This is a genomic window from Pseudomonas sp. TH49 (assembly GCF_016650625.1).
GTDB lineage: Bacteria > Pseudomonadota > Gammaproteobacteria > Pseudomonadales > Pseudomonadaceae > Aquipseudomonas > Aquipseudomonas fluorescens_H.
Window position 1 is genome coordinate 3,743,145 of record NZ_JAEKFL010000001.1, and the last position, 25,120, is coordinate 3,768,264.

A 25,120-nucleotide genomic window follows, 5' to 3' on the forward strand; every position below is an offset into this window, starting at 1 on the left:
ATAGAGAAGTGGGCGGGGGACCGTCTCAGCGGCCCTTGAGGTAAACGTTGTCGTAACAGAAGTTGGTCGCCTGCAGGTAACCCTCGGCGTCGCCGCAGTCGAAGCGCAGGCCCTTGAACTTGTAGGCCAGCACGCAACCGTTCTGCGCCTGTTTCATCAGCGCGTCGGTGATCTGGATCTCGCCGCCCTTGCCCGGTTGGGTGTCGGCGATCAGGTCGAAGATGTCCGGGGTGAGGATGTAGCGGCCGATGATCGCCAGGTTCGACGGCGCGTCCTGTGGCGCGGGTTTTTCCACCATGTTGTTGACCCGATAAATGCCGTCGGACATCAGCTCGCCGGCGATCACCCCGTACTTGTGGGTCTGGTCGGCCGGGACTTCCTGGATGGCGACGATCGAGCAGCGGAATTTCTTGTACAGCTGGATCATCTGCGACAGCACGCCGTCACCTTCCAGGTTCAGGCACAGGTCATCGGCCAGCACCACGGCGAAGGGTTCATCGCCGATCAACGGGCGGCCGCTGAGAATCGCGTGACCGAGGCCCTTCATTTCCACCTGACGGGTGTAGGAGAAGGTGCAGGTGTCGATCAGTTCGCGGGTGCCGGCGAGGAATTTTTCTTTCTCGGTGCCGCGAATCTGGTGTTCGAGTTCGTAGCTGATATCGAAGTGGTCTTCCAGCGCACGCTTGCCCCGACCGGTGACGATAGCCATGTGTTGCAGGCCGGCGTCCCGTGCTTCTTCAACGGCGTATTCGATCAACGGTTTGTTGACGATCGGCAGCATCTCTTTCGGCATGGCTTTGGTGGCCGGCAAGAAACGCGTGCCGTAACCGGCAGCGGGGAACAAACATTTACGAATCATAAAAGTATCCTGGACAGTCATGGAACACAGGCAACGGATGCGCACACTTACGAAGGCGCACAAGTTTCAATGATTATTGAGCGAGTACTTTAATACCTGAGTCAGGTTGTTAATGGCAATTAGCGCGAAGGCTAAAACATGACAATGTTATGAGATGTCGGTAATAACGTTATTAGTTATTTTTAGTCGGTATCTGTTGATAGTGATGAGTGTACTTGGAGTGCTAATAAGTACCGGGCAATACAGTTTGACCTGCAAAAATATTTATTGCCAGTGGTTGAACCAATTTTGTTTGAGGCTGTTGTCGTCCTTATTTGTGTGGTGCGCCACAGATTGAATAAAAGGGACTTGACACGCTACTTGTCACTTATCCAATGACGGACCGCGCTATGAAGATTCTGGTAACGGGTGGCGCCGGCTATATCGGCTCGCACACCACACTTGCGCTGCTTGAAGCAGGTTATGAAGTTGTTGTACTGGATAATCTTTGCAACAGCAGCGATGCGGCACTGCACGCGATAGAAGGTATTTGCGGCAAAAGCGCGCTGATGATTCGCGGCGATGTCTGCGACCGGGCGTTGCTCGACCGGATTTTCCGCGAGCATCAAATCGACGCGGTGCTGCATTTTGCCGGGCTCAAGGCCGTCGGCGAGAGCGTGCGCAAGCCGCTGGATTACTACGAAAACAACGTCGGCGGCAGCATCACCTTGTGTCAGGCGATGGCCGCAGCGGGGGTGTTCCGTCTGGTGTTCAGCTCGTCGGCCACGGTGTACGGCGAGCCTGAGCAGATGCCGATCCGCGAGGATTTCCCCACCGGCATTCCGACCAATCCTTATGGTCAATCCAAGCTGATCGTCGAGAACGTGCTGCGCGACCTGAGTCAGGCCGAGCCGCGCTGGAGCATCGCCTTGCTGCGTTACTTCAACCCGATCGGCGCGCATCACAGCGGGCACCTGGGCGAAGACCCCAACGGCATTCCCAACAACCTGCTGCCTTACATCAGCCAGGTCGCGGTCGGCAGCCTGCAGGAGTTATCGATCTTCGGCGACGATTACCCGACCATCGACGGCACCGGGGTGCGCGATTACATCCACGTCGTCGACCTCGCCGATGGCCATCTGAAGGCCTTGCAATCGATTGCCGGACGCCCGGGCATTCACACCTGGAACCTTGGCACCGGCGACGGCTACAGCGTGATGCAAGTGCTGCACGCCTTCGAACAGGCCAGCGGGCGACCAGTGCCGTACCGGGTGATGCCGCGTCGCAGCGGTGACATTGCCGAGAGCTGGGCCGACGCGTCCAAGGCTGCCAAAGAGCTCGGCTGGAAAGCCACGCGCAGTTTGCAGGACATGGTCACCGACACTTGGCGCTGGCAATCCAATCATCCGCGCGGTTATCTCGAATGATGTCGTTCTAATACTGAATGTTAGTTTCGGTCAGCTGTTAGATATCGTCGGGAAAATACGCTGGAAATGCCTTTTGCAAGTCCGTAGATATAAACCTGCCGTTCGACTTTTATCAGTTGGGTAAGACTGTGAAAGAACGACGGATCTTGTTCGCGCATTTTGCGGACTTGAACGCTACCACCGCTAACACAGGCCGGTTTTTAACAGGCCGAATGTTAGAAAGGAGTTGATATGAAAAAAGTGATGGCGATTGCCCTGTTGACGATGTTGAGCAACTGGGCGTCCGCTGCTGAAGCGCCGCTTACTGCGGTAACCAATGTATCTGGCAGTGTCGCGGCTTCTACCGCGCCTGCTGCCAGTACGGCAATGGTTGCCAGTGCAGTAGCGGCGTCCAACAGTGGTGGAAGTGCCAACGGCGGTACCACCGGTACTACGGGTACCACCGGTACAACCGGCACGCACAACTAACAGGAACATTTGTTAGTGCAGTACAGGGTCGCCCGACGCAAGTCGGGTGACTTTGTTTTTAGATTCGCCCTTGAATAGCGTAGTGCCATTATGACTCGTAGTTTTTCTCTTTTGCTGTTGGCAAGTATCGCTTTGCAAGGTTGCATGTTTTCCCCCGGCCAATACCTGAGCACCGGCGACATCACGCGCCAGGGCGCCAGCGAAAGCAGTCGGGTCGAGCTGATTCCGATCACGCCCAAACTGATCTCGATGACCCGCGCCACGCAAAAGCGTGAGACGGTGCCGGCGGAATTGTTGGCGACGCCGGCGGAATACCGCATCGGCAGCAACGATGTGCTGTACATCACGGTCTGGGATCACCCGGAGCTGACCGCGCCATCGGGGGCACAACAGCAGATCGACGCCAACGGTCGACTGGTGCGCTCCGATGGCACGCTGTACTACCCGTTCATCAAGGAAGTGCAGGCGGCCGGCAAGACTATTCAACAGTTGCGTGCGGACATCGAATCCCGCCTGTCGGCGTTCATCGCCGAGCCGCAAGTGGATGTCGCGGTGCTGCGTTTCGCCAGTCAGAAAGTGGTGGTCTCGGGCGCCGTGGCCAAGGCCGGCCCGCAGCCGATTTCCACCAACCCGTTGAGCGTGGTCGAAGCCCTCGGTACTGCCGGTATCGACACCAACAACGCCGATCTGTCGGGCCTGTTGCTGACCCGCAATGGCCGGGTGTATCCGCTCAATCTCGACTCGCTGAACCATCAGGATTCCGAGTTGCAGCACGTCTTTCTCAAGGGCGGCGACCAGCTGTATCTGCCGTACAACGACAACAAGCGCATTTACGTCATGGGCGAAGTCAATCAGCCCCGTGCGCTGAGCTTCAAGACCGCGACGATGAACCTCTCCGACGTGCTCGGTTCGGTCGGCGGCTTGAGCCAGACCACTTCCAACGGCAACGCGGTGTACGTGATTCGCGGGGTGGAAAACCTCGATGTCGAGCCGGCGAAGATCTATCAACTGGAAGCCCAGTCGCCGACCGCCATGGCACTCGCTTCGCACTTTGAAGTGCGTCCACAGGACGTGGTGTACGTCGGCCCGGCCAACGTCACGCGCTGGAACCGCTTCATCAGCCAACTGGTGCCGTCGGCATCGATTGTCGGGACCGGGGCTTCCGCTGCGAAGAACTGGAGCGAATTCAGTAACAACAGCAAATAAGGCCGACCGTGAAAACCTTGAAAGTTGGCGTCTGCCTGATGGCGGCCTTGATGTTGTGTGGCTGTAACCCGCTGATGACCGCTTCGGTGCGCAACCTCAAGTCGGCGGTGATCGGCCCGGATGAGCTGGACGTGAGCGCGGCCCAGGTGGCCGAGGTCAAGTATCCGCAAGTCAAACTGACCACGCCTTCCGGCTCCGGGGTGCTGGCGCTGGTGCGTGAGCGTGATGATCTGCAGTTCTGGGTCGCTTCCGGCAAACAGGTGTTGCTCCTGCGTGACGGCCTCGCCGTGCGCACCATCGGCCTCGGCGTCGAGGGCGATCTGGACGGCACGCGGTTGGCCGACAACGCGCCGTTCAAACGCGGCCTGCATCAAGTTGCCGATGGTTTCACCAGTCAGCGCTGGATCGACCTGTACAAGGGCCAGGAGGTTGGCTTGATCGTCAACAGCCGGTTCTCCCGCCGATCCACGCAAACCCTGGACATTCTCGACAAGCAATACACCGTGTTGCGTGTTGACGAACGTATCGACGTCCCGGCCATCGGCCTGCGCGCGACCAACCATTACTGGGTCGATCCGGTGGACGGTTTCATCCTGCAGAGCGAGCAGCAACTGACCGCGCAAATGCGCGTGCGCATCGTGCAATTGACCCCCGATCGCAGGCACCTGCCATGAAGCGCTTACGGATGTTATCGGCGGTTTTGCTGTTGCTCAGCGGCGTCAGTCAGGCAGCGGTCACGGTCAGTGGCGATGTGGCCAATCCGGGGCCGGTGGAATTGCCGCCGGGCGGGCGCTTGCTCGACGTGATCAGCGTGGCGGTGCCGAATGCCGAAGGTTACTGGCTGGCCGGTGAGTTGCTGCGCCAGTCGTTGCTGGAACAGCAGGCCCGGCTCAAGGCCGGGGTGCTGTTCGATCTTGATGTGTTGCAACGCATGGCTTCGTTGTTTGACCGACCCAGTCGCGCGGCGCTGGCGTTGCGCCTGGCCGAGCAGGTGCGGCAGATGCCGGTCACCGGGCGCCAGGTCGCGGATCTCGATCCGGTCGCGGTGGAAGTCGGTTTTGCGCGCAACATTCGTCTCGACGATGGCGATCGCCTGATTTACCCGAAACGGGTCGACGAGGTGCAAGTGTTGGGCGCCGTCGCCGAGACCTGCCACCTGCCTTATCAGCCTCTGCTGGAGGCGCGCGAGTACCTGGAAAGCTGCACGCCGCTGGACGATGCCGAGGCCGATTACCTGTGGCTGATCCAGCCCAATGGTGCGGTTCGGCGCGTGGGTATCGCCCACTGGAATCGCGAGAGCGGGCAGTTTCCCGTGGCCGGCAGCAAGATTCTGGTGCCGGTGAAAAACGATGATCTGGATCCGCCTGTTCCTGAACTGAATCAGCAGTTGGCCGAATTGATTGCCACGCAGCTGGCTGAGGTGGTTCGTTGAAGTTACGTGTTGCAGCTGTGTTGTTATTGCCGTGCGGTCTGGTGCATGCCGAACCGCGTATTACCCAGAATGATTTCGGTGGCACCGGTCTGTTGCAGACGCCGACCGCACGCATGGCCCCGGCCGGCGAGCTGAGCGTCAACGCCAACCGCACCGAGCCTTACAGCCGCTACAGCGTGTCGCTGCAGCCGCTGGACTGGCTCGAAGGCTCGTTCCGCTACACCGCCATCACCAACCGCCCGTACGGGCCGGAGTCGATGAGCGGCAGCCAGAGCTATAAGGACAAGGCGGTCGATGCCAAAGTCCGGCTGTGGCAGGAAACCCACTGGGCCCCCGATGTCGCTTTGGGCTTCCGAGACATTGGCGGTACCGGCTTGTTCGCCAGCGAATATTTCGTCGCCAACAAGCGCTTTGATAATTTCGATTTCAGCGCCGGCATTGCCTGGGGTTATCTCGGTAATCGCGGCGACCTCGACAACCCGCTGGGCTACCTCGATGATCGCTTCAAGACCCGTCCGGCCCTGGAAGGCACCGGTGACGTCAACGCCGGTTCGTACTTCCGTGGCAAGCCCTCGTTCTTCGGTGGTGTGAGCTATCAGACGCCGTGGGATCGACTCAGCCTGAAACTCGAATACGAAGGCAACGACTACAAGCACGAGCCGAAGGACAACGTGATCAAGCAAGACTCGCCGATCAACTTCGGCGCGGTGTTCAAGGTGGCGGATTCGGTGGACGTCAGCGCGGCGTGGGAGCGGGGCAACACGGCGATGTTCGGCGTGACCTTTCACACCAATTTCGTCAGCCGCAAGGCGCCGGCCAAGACCTACGATCCGACGCCTGAACCGCTGCCGGCGAAGATGCCGACCACGCCGATGGAACAGGTCAACTGGGCCGACGTGTCGCAACGCTTGCAGCAAAATGCCGGGTACAAGGTCGAGCGCATCAGTCAGCGTGATTCCGAGCTGATCGTCTACGGCGAGCAGCAGCGCTACTTCCATTCGTCCAAGGCCGTTGGCCGCGCGAGCCGGATTCTCGACAACAGTGTGAACGACGACATCAATTGGTTCACCGTGGTCAACAAGCGTTACGACCTGCCACTGGAAGAGACCAGCGTGCCGCGTCAGACCTTCCGCGAAGTGATCAACAATGAGGAGCCGCTGGAGTCGTTGCACCGCACCACCGAGATCAACCCGGCGATGCCGCACAACGAGAAAACCCTCTACAGCGAAGCGCCGCAGCACTTCAGTTATGGCGTTGGTCTGGGCTTCAAGCAAAACGTCGGCGGCCCGGATGGTTTGCTCTATCAATTGAGTGCCGATGCGGACGCCGAGTACCGTTTCAACCGCAACACCTGGTGGAGCGGGCTGGTCAGTGCCAACCTGGTGAACAACTTCGACAAGTTCACTTACGATGCGCCGAGCGGTCTGCCGCGGGTGCGTACCGATTTGCGTCAGTACCTGACCACCTCGGAAGTGACCATGCCGTTGTTCCAGATCAGCCATGCCGAGCAGTTGGACAAAGACCTGTATGGCATGGTCTACGGTGGTTATCTGGAGTCGATGTTTGCCGGCGTCGGCGGTGAGGTGTTGTTCCGTCCGACCGGCGAGCGCTGGTCGGTGGGGGCGGATCTGAACTATGTGCGTCAGCGCGAGTTCGACCAGGGTTTTGGCCTGCGCGACTATTCGGTCTGGACCGGGCACATCACCGGCTACACCGACTTGCCGTACGACACGCTGGCGGCGGTCAGCGTCGGTCGCTACCTGGCCGGCGACTGGGGCGGCACGCTCGACATCTCTCGCGAGTTCTTCAACGGCGTGCGCTTCGGCGCCTGGGCCACGATCACCACCGCCGGCAGTGCCGAGTATGGCGAAGGCAGTTTCGACAAAGGCCTCTACCTGTCGATCCCGTTCGACGAAATGATGAGCATGTCGACCATGCGCCGCGCCAACCTCGTCTGGGCCCCCCTGACCCGTGACGGCGGCGCCAGGCTCAATCGCAGCTTCCAGCTGCACTCGATGACCGATAGCCGCGAGGGCGACATGTTCTACCGCAACTTCTCGAAGATTACCGAGTAATCCTTGGGAATCGGTGGGAGCAGCTGGCCTGCTCGCGATGGTGCCGGCACATCCAACATTTGTGCAGCCTGACCCAACGCTTTCGCGCGCGAGCCACGCTCCCACAGTGGTCCGAGGGTGAAGCAAATATCTTGGTCCACACCCCAATCCCTGTGGGAGCGAGCTTGCTCGCGAAGGCGTCGGCACATTCAACATATGTGCTGCCTGACCCACCGCTTTCGCGGGCAAGCCACGCTCCCACAGTGGTTCGAGGGTGAAGCAAATATCTTGATCCACACCCCAATCCCTGTGGGAGCGGGCTTGCTCGCGAAGGCGTCGGCACATTCAGCATATGTGCTGCCAGATCCACCGCTTTCGCGGGCAAGCCACGCTCCCACAGTGGAACGGGATGAACTGGATATCCTGATCCCCCCCGATCCCTGTGGGAGCGAGCCTGCTCGCGAAGGCGCCAGCCCATTCAAAATCCATGTTGCCTGATCCACCGCTATCGCTTGCAGGCAAGCTCCCACAGTGATTTTGTGGTGTGCCCGATTTGAGTGAACGCCGCCGGACCCTGTGGGAGCGGGCTTGCTCGCGAAGGCGTCGGCACATTCAACATCTGCGCTGCCTGACCCACCGCTTTCGCGGGCAAGCCACGCTCCCACAGTGGTACGGGGTGAACCGAATACCCGATCCATACCCCGATCTCTGTAGGAGTGAGCCTGCTCGCGATGTCGTCGGCACATTCAACATCCCTGTCGCCTGAAACACCGCCATCGCGAGCAGGCTCACTCCTACAATGGGGTCGCGGTGAGGCCACACATCCCGATGCGATCCCCAATCCCTGTGGGAGCGGGCTTGCTCGCGAAGGCGTCGGCCCATTCCAGCATATGTGCTACCAGACACACCGCTTTCGCGGGCAAGCCACGCTCCCACAGGGGAACGGGGTGAAGTCAATATCTCGATCCACACCGAGATCCCTTGTGGGAGCGAGCCTGCTCGCGAAGGCGTCAGTCCATTCAAAATCCATGTTGCCTGATCCACCGCTATCGCTTGCAGGCAAGCTCCCACAGTGATTTTGTGGTGTGCCCGATTTGAGTGAACGCCGCCGGGCCCTGTGGGAGCGGGCTTGCCCGCGAAGGCGCCGGCACTGCCACCATCGCAACAGCCTGATCCACTACCCAAATCCCGCCCACAAAAAAGGGGACTTTCGTCCCCTTGCGGTATCGCCTGGCTTGTCACCAGTCCATCAATAAATATCTTTCGACAACAACGTAAACGGCGTCTTCACCAGGATCTTCAGATCCAGCCACAACGACCAGTTGTTGATGTAATGCAGGTCCATCTCGACGCGGCGCTGCATCTTGTCAATGGTGTCGGTCTCGCCACGGCAGCCGCTGATCTGTGCCAGCCCGGTAATACCCGGTTTGATTCGATGACGAGCCATGTACGCGAGGATTTTCCCCGAGTAGTAGTTGTTGTGCGCCACCGCGTGCGGACGTGGACCGACCAACGCCATTTGCCCCTGCAGCACGTTGAACAACTGCGGCAGCTCGTCCAGCGAAGTGCGGCGGATGAAGCGCCCGACCGCAGTAATACGCGAGTCATTGCGACTGGCCTGAACCACTTCGCGGTCATCGTGCACGCGCATCGAGCGGAATTTCCACACCTGAATCACCTTGCCGTTCCAGCCGTGGCGATCCTGCTTGAAGAACACCGGCCCCGGCGAGTTGATCTTCACTGCCAACGCAATGAACAGCAGCACCGGACTCAACAGGATGATCGCCAGCAACGCCACGCCTTTTTCCAACAGGCTCTTGCTCAGCGCAGCAGTAGGGCGGCTGGTCAGCGGGCTTTCGTTAAGGCAGATCGCCGGCAGACCGTCCACGACCTTCACCGAGTGATTGAGCAGGGTCAGACTGTTCAAGTCCGGCACCCAGACCACATCGACGTTGGCGCCGAGCAAATCGACGTACATCGCTTCGATTTTCGCCGCCTCCGCCAGCGGCAGGGTGATGTACAGACGACGGATGTCATGGTCTTTGATCAGCTCGAGCAAATCTTCCTGATCGCCGACCACACGCGGCGCATTCGCATCCAGATTCGGCGTCGGGCCATTGCTGACCAGGCCTACCAACGGCAGGTTTTCCACCTGACTGATCTTCTTCGCCAAACCCAGTGCCAGCTCGCCGGTACCAACGATCAGGGTCTTCTGCGCGCTGGTGCGGGAGCGCTGGTAGTACTTGGAAAAGGCGTGCAACGGTGCGTACAGCAACGCCTGACCGAGGAAACCGTACACCGCCCAACTCAGCGTCACCTCGCGGGAGAACACCTCGTCGGCCTTGCACACGAACGCGATGCAAGCCAGCGCGACCATGGTCATCGACCAGCCCATGAACAAACGTCCGAGCCCGGTCAGGTAATTGTCCTGCTTGCGATACACGCCGCTGAACGTATACGCCGGTACCGAGGCCAGTACCGCCAGTGTCGCGCACATGCGGTAATAGAACTCGACGGTGCCTGTGTGCCGTTCAGCCAGTATGAATAACAACGCAACAATGAAAGCCTGCGCCAATGCCCATTGGCCCCAGAAGGTAAGTCCCTTGAGGCCGTTATTTCGATTGATCCGTAGAGAAAGTTCCATGAGATATCCCCAGAAATACGTCCATTCAGGTTTCGACAGTTGAAGTCCGAGTTGCTAGATAGGCTTGTTGTTGTTATTGGACGAGTGTCCTGAGGTAACAACGTCGATAGGCCGAACTGTCGTCAATCAATAGACTAAGTTATTGCCGGAGAGGGTGTCTGACGAGTTCTAACAAGATGGCACAGTGCCAACTTTTTAATAATCAAATACAAGGTTGTTAGAAAAGGTCGCAGAGCAGGGGGTGAATAAATTATGTTGTGTTTGTTACTGTAGGAGGGGTGGAGGCAGGGAGCTATTATTACCAGGGAGGTGAAGTCAAACAGAGTGCTCTTGTTGTTTTTGTAATCGCACTGTTTTCTGTTTGTTTTGTTCGTGGATATCGTACGTGTTTACGCAACGATTTCCTGGATGAGGCAATAACCGCGGTTTCTTACGGCACGAAACAATCGCTCACCATTACTCGCGCTTTTGAACTTGTCCTGCAGTCGACTCAGGCACATCTCCAGGCCACGATATTGCTCCGGCTCGCGGCCGATGCTGAGGATCAGGTCATCACGACTGACTACGCGTTCCTCGTGATGGAGCATTTTGCGCACCAGTGCGGTTTCCAGGCCGGTAAGGCTGATCTCGACGCCTTCCTTGACCAGAGCGCCCTGATCGTTGTCCAGGTGCCAGGTTTCGCTGCACGGAGTGCCGTCTTCATTGGCTGAAGTCTGGTGGCTGGTGTCCGCGTTCATTGTCGGGGATTGGTGAAACGGGTTTGCCGATTGTGCGGCGAGCCATTCCGATTCGAGGGTGGCCAGTATGCGCTGGGTATCGTGTTCAATCGTGCGGGCGACGTTTTTCCGAGTGCCGCTTGGGTAAGAAAACTCCATCAGCATCGGGGCGGAAGAGGGCGAAGTAGCACCTTCAATAAACATTTGTGCCTGAGACGTGCCAAACGAATTGAAGCGCTCGCTGGACAGAATGCTCTCAAGTTCACGCTGCGACGTTGTACTGTTGGTCACGACGACAAAATATTTTCTTGGGAGGGTTGTACTAGTTTCCATGTCTCTCTCCTAAAATGTGCACCAAAATGGGCGAAAAGATAAATCGGCAGGCGAGCAATAACTTCCTTGGAAGTAATCGACAGGCAGGGTCTGGGCCCAAAATGGCCCTCGATAAGTTCCACTCGTTCTGCTGCTATGTTGTTAAGTTTATTGTTATGGTTCGGTGTAGCCGTGCTCATTCAATTGCTTGATTATAATTAGGTATGAAGTACAACTAGAGCGGTATGGTTGCATATGACGATCCTTCGTAAGTATGCAAAGAGGATGGCTGCCCGAGAGTCAGGCAGTCGATATCAGACCCCGCATCAGGCGATAGCCGTAGCCGCGGATGCTCTGAATCGCGTTCGTACCATACATGTCCTTGATTTTTCCACGCAAGCGGCTGATGGATTTTTCCAGCGCCCTCGGGTCGTAGAAATTGGTATTGAGCCCCATGATGCTGGCGATTTCATCATGGCTGAGAATGTGATTGCTGGTCTGCGCAAAGGCTTCCAGGATCTTCATCTCGGCAAACGAGATGTCGAGTTTCTGGCGGGTGCCGCCCAGCAGGCAGATGCGCGTAGGGTCGAGTGTGAGGTTGATATCCCGCTGCCATTCTTCACTGTTGAAGAACTCACCGAGCAACTCGTCGCCCTCGTCGGAAAGGGTATTGAGCTTGATACAGAAGTCGGCCCCGGCCAGGAAATACTTGATCTTGTTGAACGCGCCGCGACCGGTAATGACCGCGCAAATGATCGGCTTCAAGTTATTGACGCGCAGGTTCTCGATCAGCGCAAGATTGTCTTCCAGCGCTTGCGGAGTGTCGATAACGATGAAGATGGCTCGATACGAACCAGAAAGTTCATTGTGCTTAAATGAACTAGTGTATGAACTGGCCTCAAGTGCCATATCAGTGCGTACGTGCTTTGCGACCAGCGCTCTAAAATGTTCGGCCACGCCACAGGTTCGGCCCAGAGTGAGAACACCGGGTACGTCGTTTGTCGGGCGCGGACTTCTAGTCGCCAAGTTCCCTGAGAGCATCATGCATTGACTCGAATTAGGTGCTGACATCGGGATGTTAAAGCACCGGTTCTCATCTGTGACTGACAATTGGTAACATTCACGCGATTTTTAGACGTGGCTCCCGAGTTTTCTAACAATAATTAAGCATTTCAAGCTTTTAGTTGATTTTCTCGGGGCTGTGAACTAGTCGTTACATGGTGGCAATGTGGAATTGTGCCACTATTTTGAATCTATGGCCACGGCTTTATTCATGTCCAATTGCCACTGTCCGTGATCAAGAGATAGTGTGAGCTTGATCACACTTTATTGGCTGATCCAGATTTTTTCTACTAAATGCCTAAATATTTTTCGAGCGGTTCGTAGGCGGACGATTATTAACATGGCTTGAGTGTGTCTTTTGATAAGACATATTCTCCGTCGCCTGATCAGGCAATGGGTGTCGCGTTATACCGATTGTTTAACTTCAGATACTCAATTCCTGAATACAGTTGACCGGTCGCTCATCAAGAGCGCTCTGACGGAGGATTAATGGATTTCTGGACCTTTATCCAGGTGTTGATTTTAGGCGCAGTGGAAGGCCTGACCGAGTTCTTGCCGATCTCCAGTACCGGCCACCAGATCATCGTCGCCGACTTGCTGGACTTCGGCGGCGAACGCGCGATGGCGTTCAACATCATTATTCAACTGGGGGCAATCCTGGCCGTAGTCTGGGAGTTCCGCCCGAAGATCTTCGACATCGTCAAAGGCCTGCCCACCCAACGCAATGCGCAACGTTTCACCCTCAACCTGCTGATCGCCTTCCTGCCGGCGGTGGTCCTCGGCGTGCTGTTCGCTGACAAAATCCATCAATACCTGTTTAACCCGATCACCGTGGCCATGGCTTTGGTAGTGGGCGGCATCGTCATGTTGTGGGCCGAGCAGCGCAACCATGTCGTGAGCGTCGATCACGTCGACGACATGCACTGGTCAGACGCGTTGAAAATCGGTTTCGTGCAATGCCTGGCAATGATCCCCGGCACTTCCCGTTCCGGCTCGACCATCATCGGCGGTTTATTGTTCGGCTTGTCCCGGAAAGCCGCCACAGAGTTCTCGTTTTTCCTCGCCATGCCGACCATGGTCGGCGCCGCGGTGTACTCCGGTTACAAATACCGCGACCTGTTCCAGGCCAGCGACCTGCCGGTGTTCGCCCTCGGTTTCGTCATCGCCTTCATCTTCGCCATGATCGCCGTGCGCGGCCTGCTCAAATTCATCGCCAACCACAGCTACGCCGCGTTCGCCTGGTATCGGATCGCGTTTGGCTTGTTGATTCTGGCGACGTGGGTGTTTGGCTGGGTGAACTGGACGGAAGCGGCGGCGTGATCACTGACTGCTGATCAATGTCGCAACCGCGAGGTCGTTCAACTCCGAGTTGGGCGACTCTTGGCGGTAGCGCTGCAAGGCTGATGTGAAATACGCGGCTTGCAGCATGCCGTCGCTGGCGAGGTAATAGCGCGCCGCTTCGATTTCCTCTGGCGAGTAAACACGTTTCTTGAGTCTGGACACATCCGAGGTCGCATCGAACGAGGCCACCGTCGCCGTGAAAACCAGAAAGCCGGAAAGCTGAGTCGACTCAAAAGGACCACCGTCCCCCTTACCACACCCCTTCACAAAGTCGCAGGAGGCGACGGCGTTGGAAGAGATGGTCGAGATTAAAGCTAGGAGGATAAAGCGCTTGAACGAAACGCAGCGAAACGCGGGCATAAACAAAAGACATCCTGTCAGCACATCAAAACTCCGGGCAACGCTCATTCGTTGCCCGCACATTCAAACCATCTATCAACGGCCTTGCAGCAACTCGCCAGCCTGATCCAGCAACGCCAGCGGATCCTTGGCCTTGTGAATATCCACCGACAACAACTGGCGGAACTTGCGCGCCCCCGGGAACCCGGTGCCCAGCCCCAGCACATGTCGGGTGATGTGATGCATCGCGCCGCCTGCCTGCAAATGCTCGGCAATATACGGCCGCAACTGCGCCAGCGCCTCGGCACGGCTGATCACCGGCGCGCTGCTGCCGAACAACTGCTGATCCACCTCCGCCAGCAAATACGGATTGTGATAAGCCTCGCGCCCGAGCATCACACCGTCAAAGGTCTGCAAATGCTCATGGCAGGCCTCCATCGTCTTGATCCCGCCGTTCAGCACAATCTCCAGCTCCGGAAAATCCGCCTTCAACTGCGCCGCCACGTCATACCGCAACGGCGGAATGTCGCGATTCTCCTTCGGCGACAACCCCTCCAGAATCGCAATCCGCGCATGCACGGTAAAACTGGTACACCCGGCATCCCGCACCGTACCGACGAAATCACACAACTCGGCGTAACTGTCCCGCCCATTGATCCCGATCCGATGCTTCACCGTCACCGGAATCGACACCGCATCACGCATCGCCTTCACACAATCCGCCACCAACTGCGGATGCCCCATCAGGCACGCACCGATCATATTGTTCTGCACCCGATCACTCGGGCAGCCAACATTCAGATTCACCTCGTCGTAACCATGCGCCTGCGCCATGCGCGCGCAAGCGGCCAGATCCAGCGGGACACTGCCGCCCAACTGCAACGCTAGCGGGTGCTCGGCTTCGTTGTGACGCAGGAAACGTTCGTGATCGCCGTTGAGGAGAGCGCCGGTGGTGACCATCTCGGTGTAGAGCAGGGCGTTCTTCGACAGGAGGCGCAGGAAGAAACGGCAGTGGCGGTCGGTCCAGTCCATCATTGGCGCAACGGAAAACCGCCGAGATAGCGCAGGGCTTGAGTTTACTGGGCTGGAGTGGGTATTTGGTACCATTTGGCTCAACGTATTTATAGCGTGTTTTTAGGCGTTTTCAGGCGTTTTTTCGATGGCGCTGGTACAATGTACCAATCACTTTCGGAATTGTACCAGTCGATTATGGCAACGATCAGAGCACGAAAACGCACCGATGGCTCAGTCAGTTACACGGCACAGATACGCCTGTTTCGCGATGGAGCGCAAGTCTACCAAGAGAGCCAGACCTTCGCCCGGAAACAGGCGGCACAAGCGTGGGTGCGGCGACGTGAGGCAGAGCTAGATCAGCCTGGTGCGATTGAGCGGGCGAACCGCAAGGGCGTCACCATTCAGGACATGATCAAGCAGTACCTGGATGAAATGGAGAAAGTCCGGCCGTTGGGTAAAACCAAGGAAGCCACTCTAAATGCTATCGCGGCGACGGAGTTTGGCCAGACCGTTGATTCGGCTATCAACAGTCAACGATTGGTGGATTTTGCACTCTGGCGAATGAGTAAAGAGGGCGGCGGCGTCCAGCCGCAGACGGCTGGCAACGATTTGGCGCACCTTGGGGCTGTCCTTTCGATTGCGCGTCCCGCTTGGGGGTATGAGGTAGACCCTCACGCGATGCCGGACGCTCGGAAGGTGTTGAGGAAGCTCGGCTACAACATGAAGAGCCGGGAGCGCGATCGTCGTCCAACGAAGGACGAGCTGGATAAACTTCTGGAGCACTTCGTCAGCATGCAGCAGCGTCGGCCTAGTTCGATCAACATGCTGAAGGTGATTGGCTTCGCGATTTTTTCCACGCGTCGGCAGGATGAGATAAGCCGAATTCAGTGGGAGGACGTCGATGAGTCGAATCAGCGGGTGCTGGTGAGAGATATGAAAAACCCCGGGCAGAAAATTGGCAATGATGTTTGGTGCCACCTACCCGACGAAGCCTGGAGAATTCTGCAGAGCATGCCAAAAGAGCGTGGGGAAATTTTCCCGTACAACTCGTCGTCGATCTCCACGGCCTGGGCGAAGGCGTGCAAGTTTCTAGAGATCGAAGATCTTCACTTCCACGATCTGCGACACGACGGAGTGAGTCGGTTGTTTGAGATAGATTGGGATATTCCGCGGGTGGCCAGTGTGTCTGGGCATCGTGATTGGAATTCATTGCGTCGATATACCCATCTGCGCGGGCGAGGTGACCACTATGCCGAGTGGCCGTGGTTAAAGAGGATAATTCAGGCGCCCGTGAAGTTGGGCGCCTGGGGTAAGCAGTGATTTAACTGGCTCGGCGGTACCCGTTGAGCTGGTTGCACTCTTTCACCGCAGCTTCCCGTTGCAGATCAAGGTAGGCTGCCAGATCAGCGATGTGGATGCCTTTAGCGCTTTTCTGACTCGACTCCAGCCGTGTGATCGGGATTTTGATCTGTCCTGCCATAACCTTGCGCTGGAACATATCGGTCGTCAGGTGCGTGAAGTAATCCTTGCAGACCTGCTCAAGTGGGATAATGGCCCGGCCATTGTATTGGGCCATTAGAATGAAGGAAGTATTCATTCAATCTCCTCGCGAATAGCCACTTTTCTTCTGCTGGCCGCAGATAGGTTTGGTATTAATGCTGGTGCGGGCCTTACAGTAAAACATGTTCCACCCACCTCGACTGTTTGAACACCCCTAAGAAATCCAGTTATGTCGATATCAATGCCATTCTTTAAACGACGTTGATGAGCCGCTACCAAGTGTAGTATCGGTCGTTTTCGTCCTGTCTCGGTTAGTGGAACTGATCTCGCGTACAGCAAGGATTTAATTTGCTCGGGCATTGAGCCCAGGCGGGCGAGGCAGTTGGATTCGCGGGCCTCTATAGTCCAGCAATGTCGGCTATCGGCTATGAATTGCAGAGCGATTGAAGCCCTGGCTTCACGATCTTTGAGCTCCTTTTCGGGAGTGGTGAAATAATGATTACTTTTGTATCGATCAGATAGCTCAAAGCGTTGATCACAGGCAACCACTTTGCCTTCTTTCGTTATGCAAAAGAATGATCGCTCACCTTCTACAAATTCATTTTCCGATGCGGCAATTATAATTTCATACAACTGTCCACCTGACCGTCTATACCAGGTCTTGGGTAAGTTGGTGACTTTCCGAATATATGTGGCTTGAAAGAAACCACCATATTCATCGGGCCGGGCTTGATGAGTTCTCGTAAACCCAATGCATCCAATCGAAGGCATAGGGTCATTGATGACATCAAACTCCCAATCTCCAACGCACGTTGTATTGGGCGCGATGATGACTCTGTCGTTGCTCGGAATATACGGCCCGATCCGTCTGATAAGGTTCAATCGCTCATCAGTAAGCGTGTTAGGACCCGCTCCTTTACTTTTTTTGATTCTGGTCTCAAAACAGGTAATTAAGGCAGCGGCGACACAGTCTTCAAAAGAATCAGTTGTCCATAAATCTTGGGTGTCTGTCGCCTGATATCCATCGTTTCCAGAAAGGTGCGTATACCCCACTGCAGGCTGCGCGGGCGGGCGATCCTGAGCGATTAGCGTTGCATTGGGTGTGGCTGCCTCGCGCAGCTTTTCGTGGGGTATAAGTACCTCTGCAGTGGCGCTGGAAGAAGCAATAATGCCTGCTGCTGCGCAGCAGAGACTGTTGTTTACAGGCGTGTCGATCCCACTGTCATCGCGAAGCAAAGCGGCCTGCATTTGCGTGTTGTCCTGTGAGTGCGTCATGCCGCTTTCCTCCGATGTTCGATAGCAAGTTGATCCATCAGGCGCTGGTGGTAAGTGTTGCGCGCCTCTGCGGCAGACCACGGACGGATGGTTTCAACCATGGGTTCAATGCCGACCAAGCAATCCCAGATAGCCGGTTCGGTTGGCATGAGGTCGCGACGTTCGGTGGCCAGTGCTATCAGGTCGGCCTGATGGATGCAGGTCGGGAGTTCTGGGGCGATGTCGAACCGCTCGCAAACGCGCCACCAAATGCAGTCCTCGAAGTGTTGGTAGGCACTAATCCACTGCTTAAGTGGCCGTGTTATATCGCCCAAGTACGCCTCGGGAGCGTCATGGAGCAAGGCCACAAGTTTGTGTTCTTCTGGCACCAGGTCGGCGACGATGCAGCTGTGCTGAGCCACGCTGTAAAACTCGCGGGTGTGGCCGTTGAAGCGGCACAAATGAGCCAGCGAGTGTGCAATATCTCGCGGATCGATCATTTCGGCGTCCGGCTCAAGCAAATCAAAGCGCTTGCCGGTATGGGTGAGGATCCAGCTCATGCTGCACCTCTCGATTGCGCGGCGGTCGCAATAGCCTGGTGTTCTTGTTGGAAAAAAACGGCAGCGTTCTCCGCATCGTCCGTGCTGAGAGCAATACGAAGAGGAACCACCTCAACCTTTGCAAGGCCTGTTAATTCGGCGGGTTTCAGTAAATCGGCCATGGCGAGCGCTTGGTCGATCAGGGCGCGGGTTTCGCGTTCGAGTTTTTTCCCCGTGCGGAAGGCGGCGAACGTATCGGCGGCAATGCGGAGCTTTTCGGCGATTTCGAGCAGCGTCTGGCGTTCGGGATTGCCGAGCGTCAACGCTTGCTGAAGGCGTTTGCTGAATTGCGCCAAGTGGGCGTGGTCAGCCTTGATGAATTTGAGGGAGGCTCTTAACTCGCTAATGGTCTTGGCGCTTTCGGCGCGCAGGATGTCGTCGCTTTGTTTCATGCCAGCGGACATGCCGTCGGTACGGCCCATGATGTAGCCGGCCCAGACTAATAGTCCGGCCAGAATGATTAGGGCGATGAGTGCCCAGATTTGAATTGCAGTCATTTGGTTTGCTCCTGGTTCAGTGTCGGACTGGTGGTGGCAGTCCTTGAGATAAGGCTTACTCGGTTGGCTCGTCTTGCTGGCTCTGCATGTCTTCGTCGGCCTGGTAGGCGCGGATATCGATGAGCGATGCAACGTGTCGAATGTGGGCGTACTTGGGCGCTTTCCGACTTGAGTCCAGTGTGGTGATCGGAAGCTGGATCCGACCGCTGTTGATTTCAATCACAAACTTTTGCTCGTTGAGGTTGCGGAAATACTTTTCGCGTACGGCCTCCAGCGGAATCAGCACATCACCGAAGGTGCGGTACAGCAGCTCGATGGTCGTGGATTCAGGAGCGGGGCGTAGCCGCAGTGGGGCTTGGGCTGCATTACTCATGGCTTTATGTGGCCTCCTTGCGTTTGCTTCTTGCTGGATGGTTCCAGGCGTTCAGGCAATGGCGTTTGGTCAACTCCCGCAGATGCTCGGGCACCTCAAGGAGCGCGGCATTGCGCTCCTCTCGTGTCCGCATTGCGATGATCTGTCGGGCGTATTCCCTAGGCCACGTCACGGCGGTCTGCCGGAATTTCAGGTAGGTCGATGCCGAGTTTTTCAGCCAGCCAACGAATGCCGGCTTGCTTGACCCGCGTCGACTGGCTGTATTGCAAGCCGTACTTTTCGTCATACCAGGTGCCGTCCTTGACCCGCAGATACTCTTTGTCCCGTTTTGGGTAAGCCGGCAGGTTGCCCTTAAGCAGGTCTTTTTCCCGCATGAGTGCAATCAGTTTTGGACGTGTGAGGCCTAGTTGCGAGGCTGCTTGGGCGAGGGTGCGTTCCATGTCGTCCACCTCATGCCGCATGTGCGGCAGGTGTTGCTGCGGCCGCGAGATGGTTGATGGACTCGATAACCATCAGGTAAATCTCGGCATCGGTGTCGCTCACGGTGAAGCATCGGGTGTTGGGGCTTTTGTTCCCGATGCTCAGGATGATGGTCGCCCCTCGGCGCGTGTGTGTGCGGTGAATGGCAACGTGCAGGGGGAGATCAAACCCCATGTCGAGGCTCAGCACGCCGCCGGTGCGCACCAGCTCAAGCACGCGCTGCTTGTCTTGGGTTTCAAAGCGGCCGTATACGCGGCTGGCATGCGGGAGATGAACCGGATCGCTGCTATTGCTCGGATCGAACGGTCCGTTAGCGATCTCTTCAATGAAGTCGGCCAGCTTAAGGTGAGTTTTCTTGTCGCTTGGGAGGGTCAGCGTGTGACGCTCAGTCCCCAGCTCGACACTGAATGCGGTCTCAGTTGCGCCCCGTTCTACTTTGAGGCGGAACGCAAGGCACTCGCGCGTGGGAGCGGTTCGTAGGACATGATTGAAGGTTTCGGTCAGGTTGACCTGAGCTTTGAGCAACTGCAGGGTGCGGTTGTCGATTCGGTATTTGCTCATGCCGCGTGCCCTCCGCCATTTGGATCAAATGGAGAGGCTTGGGGCTTGGCAATAAGCTTCGGTTTGTTGTTGTGAATGATGACCAAGCAGCCGGTGATGGACTGCAGCTGCTCGATCATCTTTTTATTACTGACGCACGCCGGGTGGACGTGGAGGGTTGCACTGGTTTGCATAGGTGATGCCTCGCTCTGTGGTGTGAGAGTGAGGCAAATATCACGCAGTGTGTTTTTTAAGTCAACACGGTATGTGATTATTTTTCACGGCGCGTGCAAAAAACGAGATGACTTTAGGATGCCGCCGACCAGGTGGATCTCAATTACGTCGGCCGCGGCGATATGAATTGGTGGGTGTTCGGCATTCACGCTATCCAAGCGGTACATCCCATCTCTCAGGTAAATGAACTCCTTGATCATCGTTCGGCCTTCTGTGGTTCTTACCACGACCTCATCGCCGCTGAAGTAGTTCTTGTTGGGTTCGATCAGCACGTACTCACCATTTTTGATCCTGGGAAGCATGCTGTCGCCGGTAACCTTCAATCCGTACGCATCTGGGTCATCGCTGTGGATACTTAAGTAACCATCGCCGTGGCCTGGAGGAAAATCAAGCGCTTCAAAATATCCTTCATTGCCCAGCTGTGCGGTTCCAACCACCGGAACACTCCCTGTTTTCGCTTGTCCTGCCGATGTCAATCCTTCGCTCTGGCTGCTCTTGAGTCGAGGAGGATATCTGATGTCGTAAATGTTGCCGTGCGCATCACCAGATAGGTGAGGTAACGGCCCCTCGACATCTTTGACCAACTGTGTGAGCGATGTTTTTAGGGCAGCAGCAATTTTCCCTAGATCCTGAAGGTTGGGCTGGCGTTGGTCCTTCTCATAGTTACCTATGCGAGATTGTGATTCCCAGCCACAGGCAAGGGCCAGATCTTTCTGGCTCATACCCTTGGCTTTTCTAAGTGATTTGATGCGTGAGCCGAGTGTGTTCATTTGCATTTTTTACCACGCATTGAAATAAATTTATCGCACTTTGCGTGTTGTAAAAATCACGAATCGTGTTTATTCTGCGCTTCAGTTATAGGAGTTCGTTATGAACAGGATTGCTGACCATCGAGAAAGGGCGGGTATAAAGCAGCGGGATTTGGTTTCGACTCTTGGATGGACGCAGACACGGCTTAGTAATTATGAGTCCGGACGACGTATAGCTGGACTTGCAGAATCTCGTGCAATTACGGCTGCGTTGAATCAGCTCGGAGTCAAATGCTCGCTTGATGATGTCTTTCCGCCAGAGATAGATTTCAAAAAAGTAGCTTAGAAAAAAGGCGACCCAAGGGTCGCCCAGTTCCTCCCGACACGCACCACCACAGCGCTGTCGGGCCACGATTGGGATTGGCGGGCAAACCAAATGCAAAACCGCCCATACCTCTCGCGTTTTCCAGAGCTCGGAAGCTTTGGTGTTGCTGCCTTTTCCACCACAGAGCTGGCAGCTTTTGCGCCAGGGGTGAACAACGGATTGTTCGCCCCGGCACGGTGCCGGTGTTGGTCATAGGGACCTCGCCGGCGTTTGGGCCTATCAAGCCACACGACAAATGTATCACTACTGCCTGTCGTGCGGCACTGGCAACATTCAAGGATTAATGCCATGAGCCGAATCGCTCTGAGTTCTGTAGATCGAGCCCAGCGGGAAGTCCTGCCGCTCGATCTTGCGCTTTATCACGCTGCACGCGACTACCCAGGCGGCGCCGCTGCTATCGCAGCCACCACTGGCCGCAACGCCACGACGTTGCAGCACAAGCTTTCCCCAACCCATCCAAGCCACACCGTGAACATCCAAGAGTTTGGCGAGATCCTGGAACTGACTAAGGATCGCCGCATTCTGGATGCGGTGCATGCGCTGGTCGGCGACACGACTTGGCAGGAACTGGCTGAGGCCTACACCAACGACATGCCCGAGACATTGACGACCGGCATCGCGGAGTATTTCCGGCAAGTGGCGGATCTGGCCGAGACCTGGGCTAAGAGCATCGGTGACGGCGTCGTCACCGACCAAGAACTGGCGGCGATTCGTCTGCAGGTATTCCGTGGGATTCAGGGTCTGCTCGGATTGTTCAACCGCGCCACCTACGTCAACCAGACGACGCGAGGTGCTGACCATGGCTGACATCGCAGACTTCGCTAATGATCTGGTTCTAGAGCGTGTTGACCAAGCGCTCGCAGCACGTCGAATCGCCGCCAAACCTGCCTTGGCGGCGCACTCGTTTCAGTTCTGCGAAGAGTGCGATGAGCCAATTCCGGAAGCGCGCCGTGTGGCGCAGCCTGGCTGCACGCATTGTGTGGATTGTCTTTCCCTCGTGGAATTGAAGGGAGCTCGTCATGCTCGATGAAGTATTGGCGCAGTTCGCGGACTACGGTCTTTTACCAGCGCAGCCGCTGGTGTTCGGTAAGCTCACTCGGTGCAAGACAGCGCAGGATAAGGGCACAGAGAAAAACGGCTGGTATGTCGCCCATGAACATCGCACCGAGAAAGGCGAGACGCTTATTTTCGGCTCATTCGGCGATTGGCGTTCGGGCGAAACGCAGAAGATCAAGGTTAAGGCCGGTCGGATGTCTCCCGAAGAACGCGAGGTTATGCGCGCCCGTCAGGAGGAGGGCAAACGTCGTGCTGCTGAGGTGGCAGCCAATTCGGCGCGCCGGGCGGCGAAGCGTGCGGGCGGCTTATTCCAGCGCATGCCGGAGAAGGGTCGCAGCGAGTATCTGGACCGCAAGCAGATTGTCGGTTTCCGGGTTCGCTACGCGCCGCGCTCAGGTGCAGTCTTGGTTCCCATGAGCAATGCGCGGGACGAAATCGTCGGGCTTCAGGTGATTTACCCGAGCAAACAGGAAGACACCGGTCGGGACAAGTCCTACTGGCCCTACGGGATGTCGAAAGAGGGTGCTTTCCACCTTATCGGGCCGGATGCTGAGCCAGGTGATCCAGTGCTGGTATGTGAGGGCTACGCCACCGGCGCCAGCCTGCACATGGCGACTTCGCTGACCGTGGCGGTGGCATTCGACGCGGGTAACCTGCTGGCCGTGTGTAAGGCCATGCGCGAGCGGTTTGCCGGTTGCCCTCTGATCATTTGCAGGGACGATGACTGGAAGACCACGAAGCCAAACAGCGACGCCTGGAACCCAGGTGAAGAGAAGGCCAATAACGCGGCACTGATCGTCGGTGGCCAAGTGGTTGCGCCGATCTTCTCCAGTGAGCGGGAAGTGAAGTGGACCGACTTCAACGATCTGCATGTCGCCGAGGGTTTGGAGGCGGTGCGCCGTCAGGTATTGGCTGTGGTCAAGCCACCGGCTGCAGGTGGTTGGAAAGATCTACTAGCTCGCAGCGATAGCGGCGCTCTGATCGCACACATGCAGAACGTTGAATTGATACTGGCCAATGATCCACGTTGGGCTGGGGTCATCAGCTACAGCGCCTTCAGTTCGAAGCTCGTCAAGCTACGTGCGGCGCCTTATGGCGGCGGCACGGGAGACTGGGCGGATATCGATGACGTGCGGGTGATGAAGTGGCTCGCGCAGCAATACAACCTTCGGGTCAAGGCGTCCCATGTGATCGAGGCGGTCAGTGTGGTCGCACATGATCATGCGTTTCATCCGGTGCGGCAGTACCTGCGCAAGCTCGAATGGGATCGCGTGCCTCGTCTGGAAAGCTGGCTCACCGATGTCATGGGTGTGAAGGCCACCGACTACTCGTCCAAGGTTGGCAAGCGCTGGATGTTGTCGGCCGTGGCGCGAGTGATGAAGCCTGGCTGCAAGGCTGACTCGGTGATGATCCTTGAGGGTGCGCAGGGCGCCGGTAAGTCGACGGCTATGAGCATTCTTGGCGGCGAGTGGTTTATGGATACGCCGTTCGCGCTGGGCGACAAGGACGGCTTTCAGGCGATCAGGGGCAAGTGGATTGTCGAGCTGGGCGAGCTGGACAGCTTCAACAAGGCCGAGAGTACCAAGGCCAAGCAGTTTTTCTCGGCGTCCACGGACACTTATCGCGAGAGCTACGGCCGTCGCACCATGGACGTGCCGCGCCAGTGCGTGTTCGTGGGTACGACGAACCAGGACGAATACCTCAAGGACGCGACTGGTAACCGCCGTTATTGGCCTGTGGCATGTACCAAAGTGGATCTGGAGTTGTTGCGCTCGATCCGCGACCAGCTTTGGGCCGAGGCGGTTTTCTGCTACGACGCGGGCGACCTCTGGTGGGTAACGCTGGATGAGGCGGCATTGTTCGCGGAGGAGCAGGACGAGCGCTTCGTAGTGGACGAATGGGAAACACCAATCTTGACCTGGTTGGAAGAGTCGCAGATTGGTGAGACCACGACAGGCAGCGAGGTGCTGACTCAGGCTCTCAAGCTCGACCCGGGACATTGGGGTAAGCCGGAGCAAATGCGTGTCGGTGCAATCCTGCATCGGTTGGGCTGGAGACGTTTCCGGCTCGGTGCAATGACCAAGAGTCGGCAGCGGTTGTGGGGCTACAAAAAGCCAGCGGACTGGGGGAAGGCGCCTGCCTTGGAATTAGAAGCTTCAGAGGAGCCTTGTTTCGGTGATTAAGGAGATCGATTCGCTGCTTCGGTTGTGGGCGCAGGAGCTGCATTCCGAACATTCGAAAGGGGGGCTTGCTGGGGGGAACATGGTTGCCATGATGATGGAGAGCAATGGGCAACTGATTCGTGGACGGCGGGCCTTTCGTGCGCCGCTGGAGAGTTCTCTCGACATCGAGCTGATCGTGAACAAGCATCTTCCGCCTGAGCTGGTGACGGTTGTGCGGGAGCATTACTGCACGCTCGACGTTGATATGCGCTTGCGGTACGCGCACTGCGGTTGTGGCCGTGACACGTACTACCAGCGCCTGCATGAGGCACACCTGCGGATCTTCGGCGTAATGATGGGGATGGCTGCGTGACCCCAGGCTTTCGTCCGGCTGTTGCTGTACCACCGGCCCGCCTTGTCCCACTATGTTTAGACGTA

General features: G+C 56.9%; 28 protein-coding genes. 13 read left to right on the forward strand and 15 right to left on the reverse strand.

All coding sequences use genetic code 11. The features are described from left to right. Positions 1-25: 25 nt before the first annotated feature. Complete coding sequence (galU, locus tag JFU48_RS16990; RefSeq protein ID WP_103484261.1) at positions 26-859, reverse strand: UTP--glucose-1-phosphate uridylyltransferase GalU; 834 nt, start codon at positions 857-859, stop codon at positions 26-28. Positions 860-1,248: 389 nt separating this feature from the next. Here galU and galE point away from each other — a divergent pair, with 389 nt between their 5' ends. The 6 genes from galE to JFU48_RS17020 all read left to right on the forward strand — a co-directional run bounded on the left by galE (position 1,249) and on the right by JFU48_RS17020 (position 7,446). Further along, on the forward strand, positions 1,249-2,265 hold the full coding sequence (gene galE, locus JFU48_RS16995) for a UDP-glucose 4-epimerase GalE (protein WP_201137007.1): 1,017 nt from the start codon (positions 1,249-1,251) through the stop codon (positions 2,263-2,265). A 231-nt stretch (positions 2,266-2,496) separates the two neighbouring features. Continuing rightward, positions 2,497-2,733 carry a hypothetical protein gene (locus tag JFU48_RS17000; protein ID WP_003226528.1) on the forward strand — a complete coding sequence of 79 codons (237 nt, stop codon included), beginning with the start codon at positions 2,497-2,499 and terminating at the stop codon, positions 2,731-2,733. A gap of 144 nt (positions 2,734-2,877) precedes the next feature. Next, a complete protein-coding gene (locus JFU48_RS17005) occupies positions 2,878-3,939 on the forward strand; it encodes a polysaccharide biosynthesis/export family protein (protein WP_003226526.1) in 1,062 nt (353 codons plus the stop codon). Between the two features lie 8 nt (positions 3,940-3,947). After that, positions 3,948-4,613, forward strand: a complete 666-nt coding sequence (locus JFU48_RS17010) for a YjbF family lipoprotein (RefSeq protein ID WP_103484263.1) — start codon at positions 3,948-3,950, stop codon at positions 4,611-4,613. Next, positions 4,610-5,371 (forward strand): capsule biosynthesis GfcC family protein, encoded by a 762-nt coding sequence (locus JFU48_RS17015; protein WP_103520635.1) that lies wholly within the window; start codon positions 4,610-4,612, stop codon positions 5,369-5,371. Before JFU48_RS17010 ends, JFU48_RS17015 begins: the two co-directional genes overlap by 4 nt. After that, positions 5,368-7,446, forward strand: a complete 2,079-nt coding sequence (locus JFU48_RS17020) for a YjbH domain-containing protein (RefSeq protein WP_201137008.1) — start codon at positions 5,368-5,370, stop codon at positions 7,444-7,446. The genes JFU48_RS17015 and JFU48_RS17020 overlap by 4 nt, the downstream gene beginning before the upstream one ends. Positions 7,447-8,674: 1,228 nt before the next feature. Here JFU48_RS17020 and JFU48_RS17025 read toward each other — a convergent pair. The 3 genes from JFU48_RS17025 to JFU48_RS17035 form a co-directional block, all read right to left on the reverse strand. After that, entirely contained in the window at positions 8,675-10,069 is a 1,395-nt protein-coding gene (locus tag JFU48_RS17025; protein ID WP_201137009.1) for an undecaprenyl-phosphate glucose phosphotransferase, read from the reverse strand. A gap of 389 nt (positions 10,070-10,458) precedes the next feature. Beyond that, positions 10,459-11,118 (reverse strand): winged helix-turn-helix domain-containing protein, encoded by a 660-nt coding sequence (locus tag JFU48_RS17030; protein WP_103520637.1) that lies wholly within the window; start codon positions 11,116-11,118, stop codon positions 10,459-10,461. 279 nt (positions 11,119-11,397) lie between these two features. Continuing rightward, entirely contained in the window at positions 11,398-12,141 is a 744-nt protein-coding gene (locus tag JFU48_RS17035; RefSeq protein WP_201137010.1) for a winged helix-turn-helix domain-containing protein, read from the reverse strand. Between the two features lie 507 nt (positions 12,142-12,648). Between JFU48_RS17035 and JFU48_RS17040 the strand changes: the two genes are divergently transcribed. After that, positions 12,649-13,479 (forward strand): undecaprenyl-diphosphate phosphatase, encoded by an 831-nt coding sequence (locus JFU48_RS17040; RefSeq protein WP_201137011.1) that lies wholly within the window; start codon positions 12,649-12,651, stop codon positions 13,477-13,479. On the opposite strand, the gene JFU48_RS17045 is transcribed toward JFU48_RS17040, so the two are convergent. Together JFU48_RS17045 and dusA are read right to left on the reverse strand one after the other, a co-directional pair. Further along, positions 13,480-13,908 (reverse strand): DUF2388 domain-containing protein, encoded by a 429-nt coding sequence (locus JFU48_RS17045; protein ID WP_242486645.1) that lies wholly within the window; start codon positions 13,906-13,908, stop codon positions 13,480-13,482. It lies immediately after the preceding gene. A 27-nt stretch (positions 13,909-13,935) separates the two neighbouring features. Beyond that, positions 13,936-14,946, reverse strand: coding sequence for a tRNA dihydrouridine(20/20a) synthase DusA (gene dusA, locus JFU48_RS17050; protein ID WP_201137012.1), 1,011 nt, complete (start codon positions 14,944-14,946; stop codon positions 13,936-13,938). A gap of 102 nt (positions 14,947-15,048) precedes the next feature. On the opposite strand from dusA, the gene JFU48_RS17055 reads away from it, so the two are divergent. Continuing rightward, the gene (locus JFU48_RS17055; protein ID WP_201137098.1) at positions 15,049-16,173 is read left to right on the forward strand and encodes a site-specific integrase; all 1,125 of its coding nucleotides are present in this window, start codon (positions 15,049-15,051) and stop codon (positions 16,171-16,173) included. A 1-nt stretch (position 16,174) separates the two neighbouring features. On the opposite strand, the gene JFU48_RS17060 is transcribed toward JFU48_RS17055, so the two are convergent. The 9 genes from JFU48_RS17060 to JFU48_RS17100 all read right to left on the reverse strand — a co-directional run bounded on the left by JFU48_RS17060 (position 16,175) and on the right by JFU48_RS17100 (position 21,100). Beyond that, positions 16,175-16,450, reverse strand: a complete 276-nt coding sequence (locus tag JFU48_RS17060; RefSeq protein WP_103305111.1) for a pyocin activator PrtN family protein — start codon at positions 16,448-16,450, stop codon at positions 16,175-16,177. Continuing rightward, on the reverse strand, positions 16,447-17,628 hold the full coding sequence (locus JFU48_RS17065) for a hypothetical protein (protein WP_201137013.1): 1,182 nt from the start codon (positions 17,626-17,628) through the stop codon (positions 16,447-16,449). Before JFU48_RS17065 ends, JFU48_RS17060 begins: the two co-directional genes overlap by 4 nt. Next, complete coding sequence (locus JFU48_RS17070) at positions 17,625-18,167, reverse strand: phosphohydrolase (protein WP_201137014.1); 543 nt, start codon at positions 18,165-18,167, stop codon at positions 17,625-17,627. Before JFU48_RS17070 ends, JFU48_RS17065 begins: the two co-directional genes overlap by 4 nt. Then, on the reverse strand, positions 18,164-18,703 hold the full coding sequence (locus JFU48_RS17075; protein WP_342216039.1) for a hypothetical protein: 540 nt from the start codon (positions 18,701-18,703) through the stop codon (positions 18,164-18,166). The genes JFU48_RS17070 and JFU48_RS17075 overlap by 4 nt, the downstream gene beginning before the upstream one ends. A 55-nt stretch (positions 18,704-18,758) precedes the next feature. After that, positions 18,759-19,076 carry a pyocin activator PrtN family protein gene (locus JFU48_RS17080; protein ID WP_038362343.1) on the reverse strand — a complete coding sequence of 106 codons (318 nt, stop codon included), beginning with the start codon at positions 19,074-19,076 and terminating at the stop codon, positions 18,759-18,761. A 158-nt stretch (positions 19,077-19,234) separates the two neighbouring features. Then, the gene (locus JFU48_RS17085) at positions 19,235-19,516 is read right to left on the reverse strand and encodes a phage antirepressor KilAC domain-containing protein (protein ID WP_100847388.1); all 282 of its coding nucleotides are present in this window, start codon (positions 19,514-19,516) and stop codon (positions 19,235-19,237) included. Between the two features lie 10 nt (positions 19,517-19,526). Beyond that, the gene (locus JFU48_RS17090; protein WP_122612694.1) at positions 19,527-20,117 is read right to left on the reverse strand and encodes a hypothetical protein; all 591 of its coding nucleotides are present in this window, start codon (positions 20,115-20,117) and stop codon (positions 19,527-19,529) included. Further along, on the reverse strand, positions 20,114-20,290 hold the full coding sequence (locus JFU48_RS17095; protein ID WP_162999859.1) for a hypothetical protein: 177 nt from the start codon (positions 20,288-20,290) through the stop codon (positions 20,114-20,116). The genes JFU48_RS17090 and JFU48_RS17095 overlap by 4 nt, the downstream gene beginning before the upstream one ends. Before the next feature lie 84 nt (positions 20,291-20,374). Beyond that, a complete protein-coding gene (locus JFU48_RS17100; protein WP_038362533.1) occupies positions 20,375-21,100 on the reverse strand; it encodes an XRE family transcriptional regulator in 726 nt (241 codons plus the stop codon). Between the two features lie 100 nt (positions 21,101-21,200). On the opposite strand from JFU48_RS17100, the gene JFU48_RS17105 reads away from it, so the two are divergent. The 5 genes from JFU48_RS17105 (at position 21,201) to JFU48_RS17125 (ending at position 25,055) form a co-directional block, all read left to right on the forward strand. Beyond that, the gene (locus JFU48_RS17105) at positions 21,201-21,425 is read left to right on the forward strand and encodes a helix-turn-helix transcriptional regulator (protein ID WP_080750752.1); all 225 of its coding nucleotides are present in this window, start codon (positions 21,201-21,203) and stop codon (positions 21,423-21,425) included. Positions 21,426-21,752: 327 nt separating this feature from the next. After that, the gene (locus tag JFU48_RS17110) at positions 21,753-22,271 is read left to right on the forward strand and encodes a phage regulatory CII family protein (RefSeq protein ID WP_038362352.1); all 519 of its coding nucleotides are present in this window, start codon (positions 21,753-21,755) and stop codon (positions 22,269-22,271) included. Then, positions 22,264-22,494, forward strand: coding sequence for a TraR/DksA family transcriptional regulator (locus tag JFU48_RS17115; protein WP_122612692.1), 231 nt, complete (start codon positions 22,264-22,266; stop codon positions 22,492-22,494). Before JFU48_RS17110 ends, JFU48_RS17115 begins: the two co-directional genes overlap by 8 nt. Continuing rightward, positions 22,484-24,703, forward strand: a complete 2,220-nt coding sequence (locus JFU48_RS17120; protein WP_201137015.1) for a VapE domain-containing protein — start codon at positions 22,484-22,486, stop codon at positions 24,701-24,703. Before JFU48_RS17115 ends, JFU48_RS17120 begins: the two co-directional genes overlap by 11 nt. Then, complete coding sequence (locus JFU48_RS17125; RefSeq protein ID WP_201137016.1) at positions 24,696-25,055, forward strand: PA0613 family protein; 360 nt, start codon at positions 24,696-24,698, stop codon at positions 25,053-25,055. Before JFU48_RS17120 ends, JFU48_RS17125 begins: the two co-directional genes overlap by 8 nt. Positions 25,056-25,120: the final 65 nt, after the last annotated feature.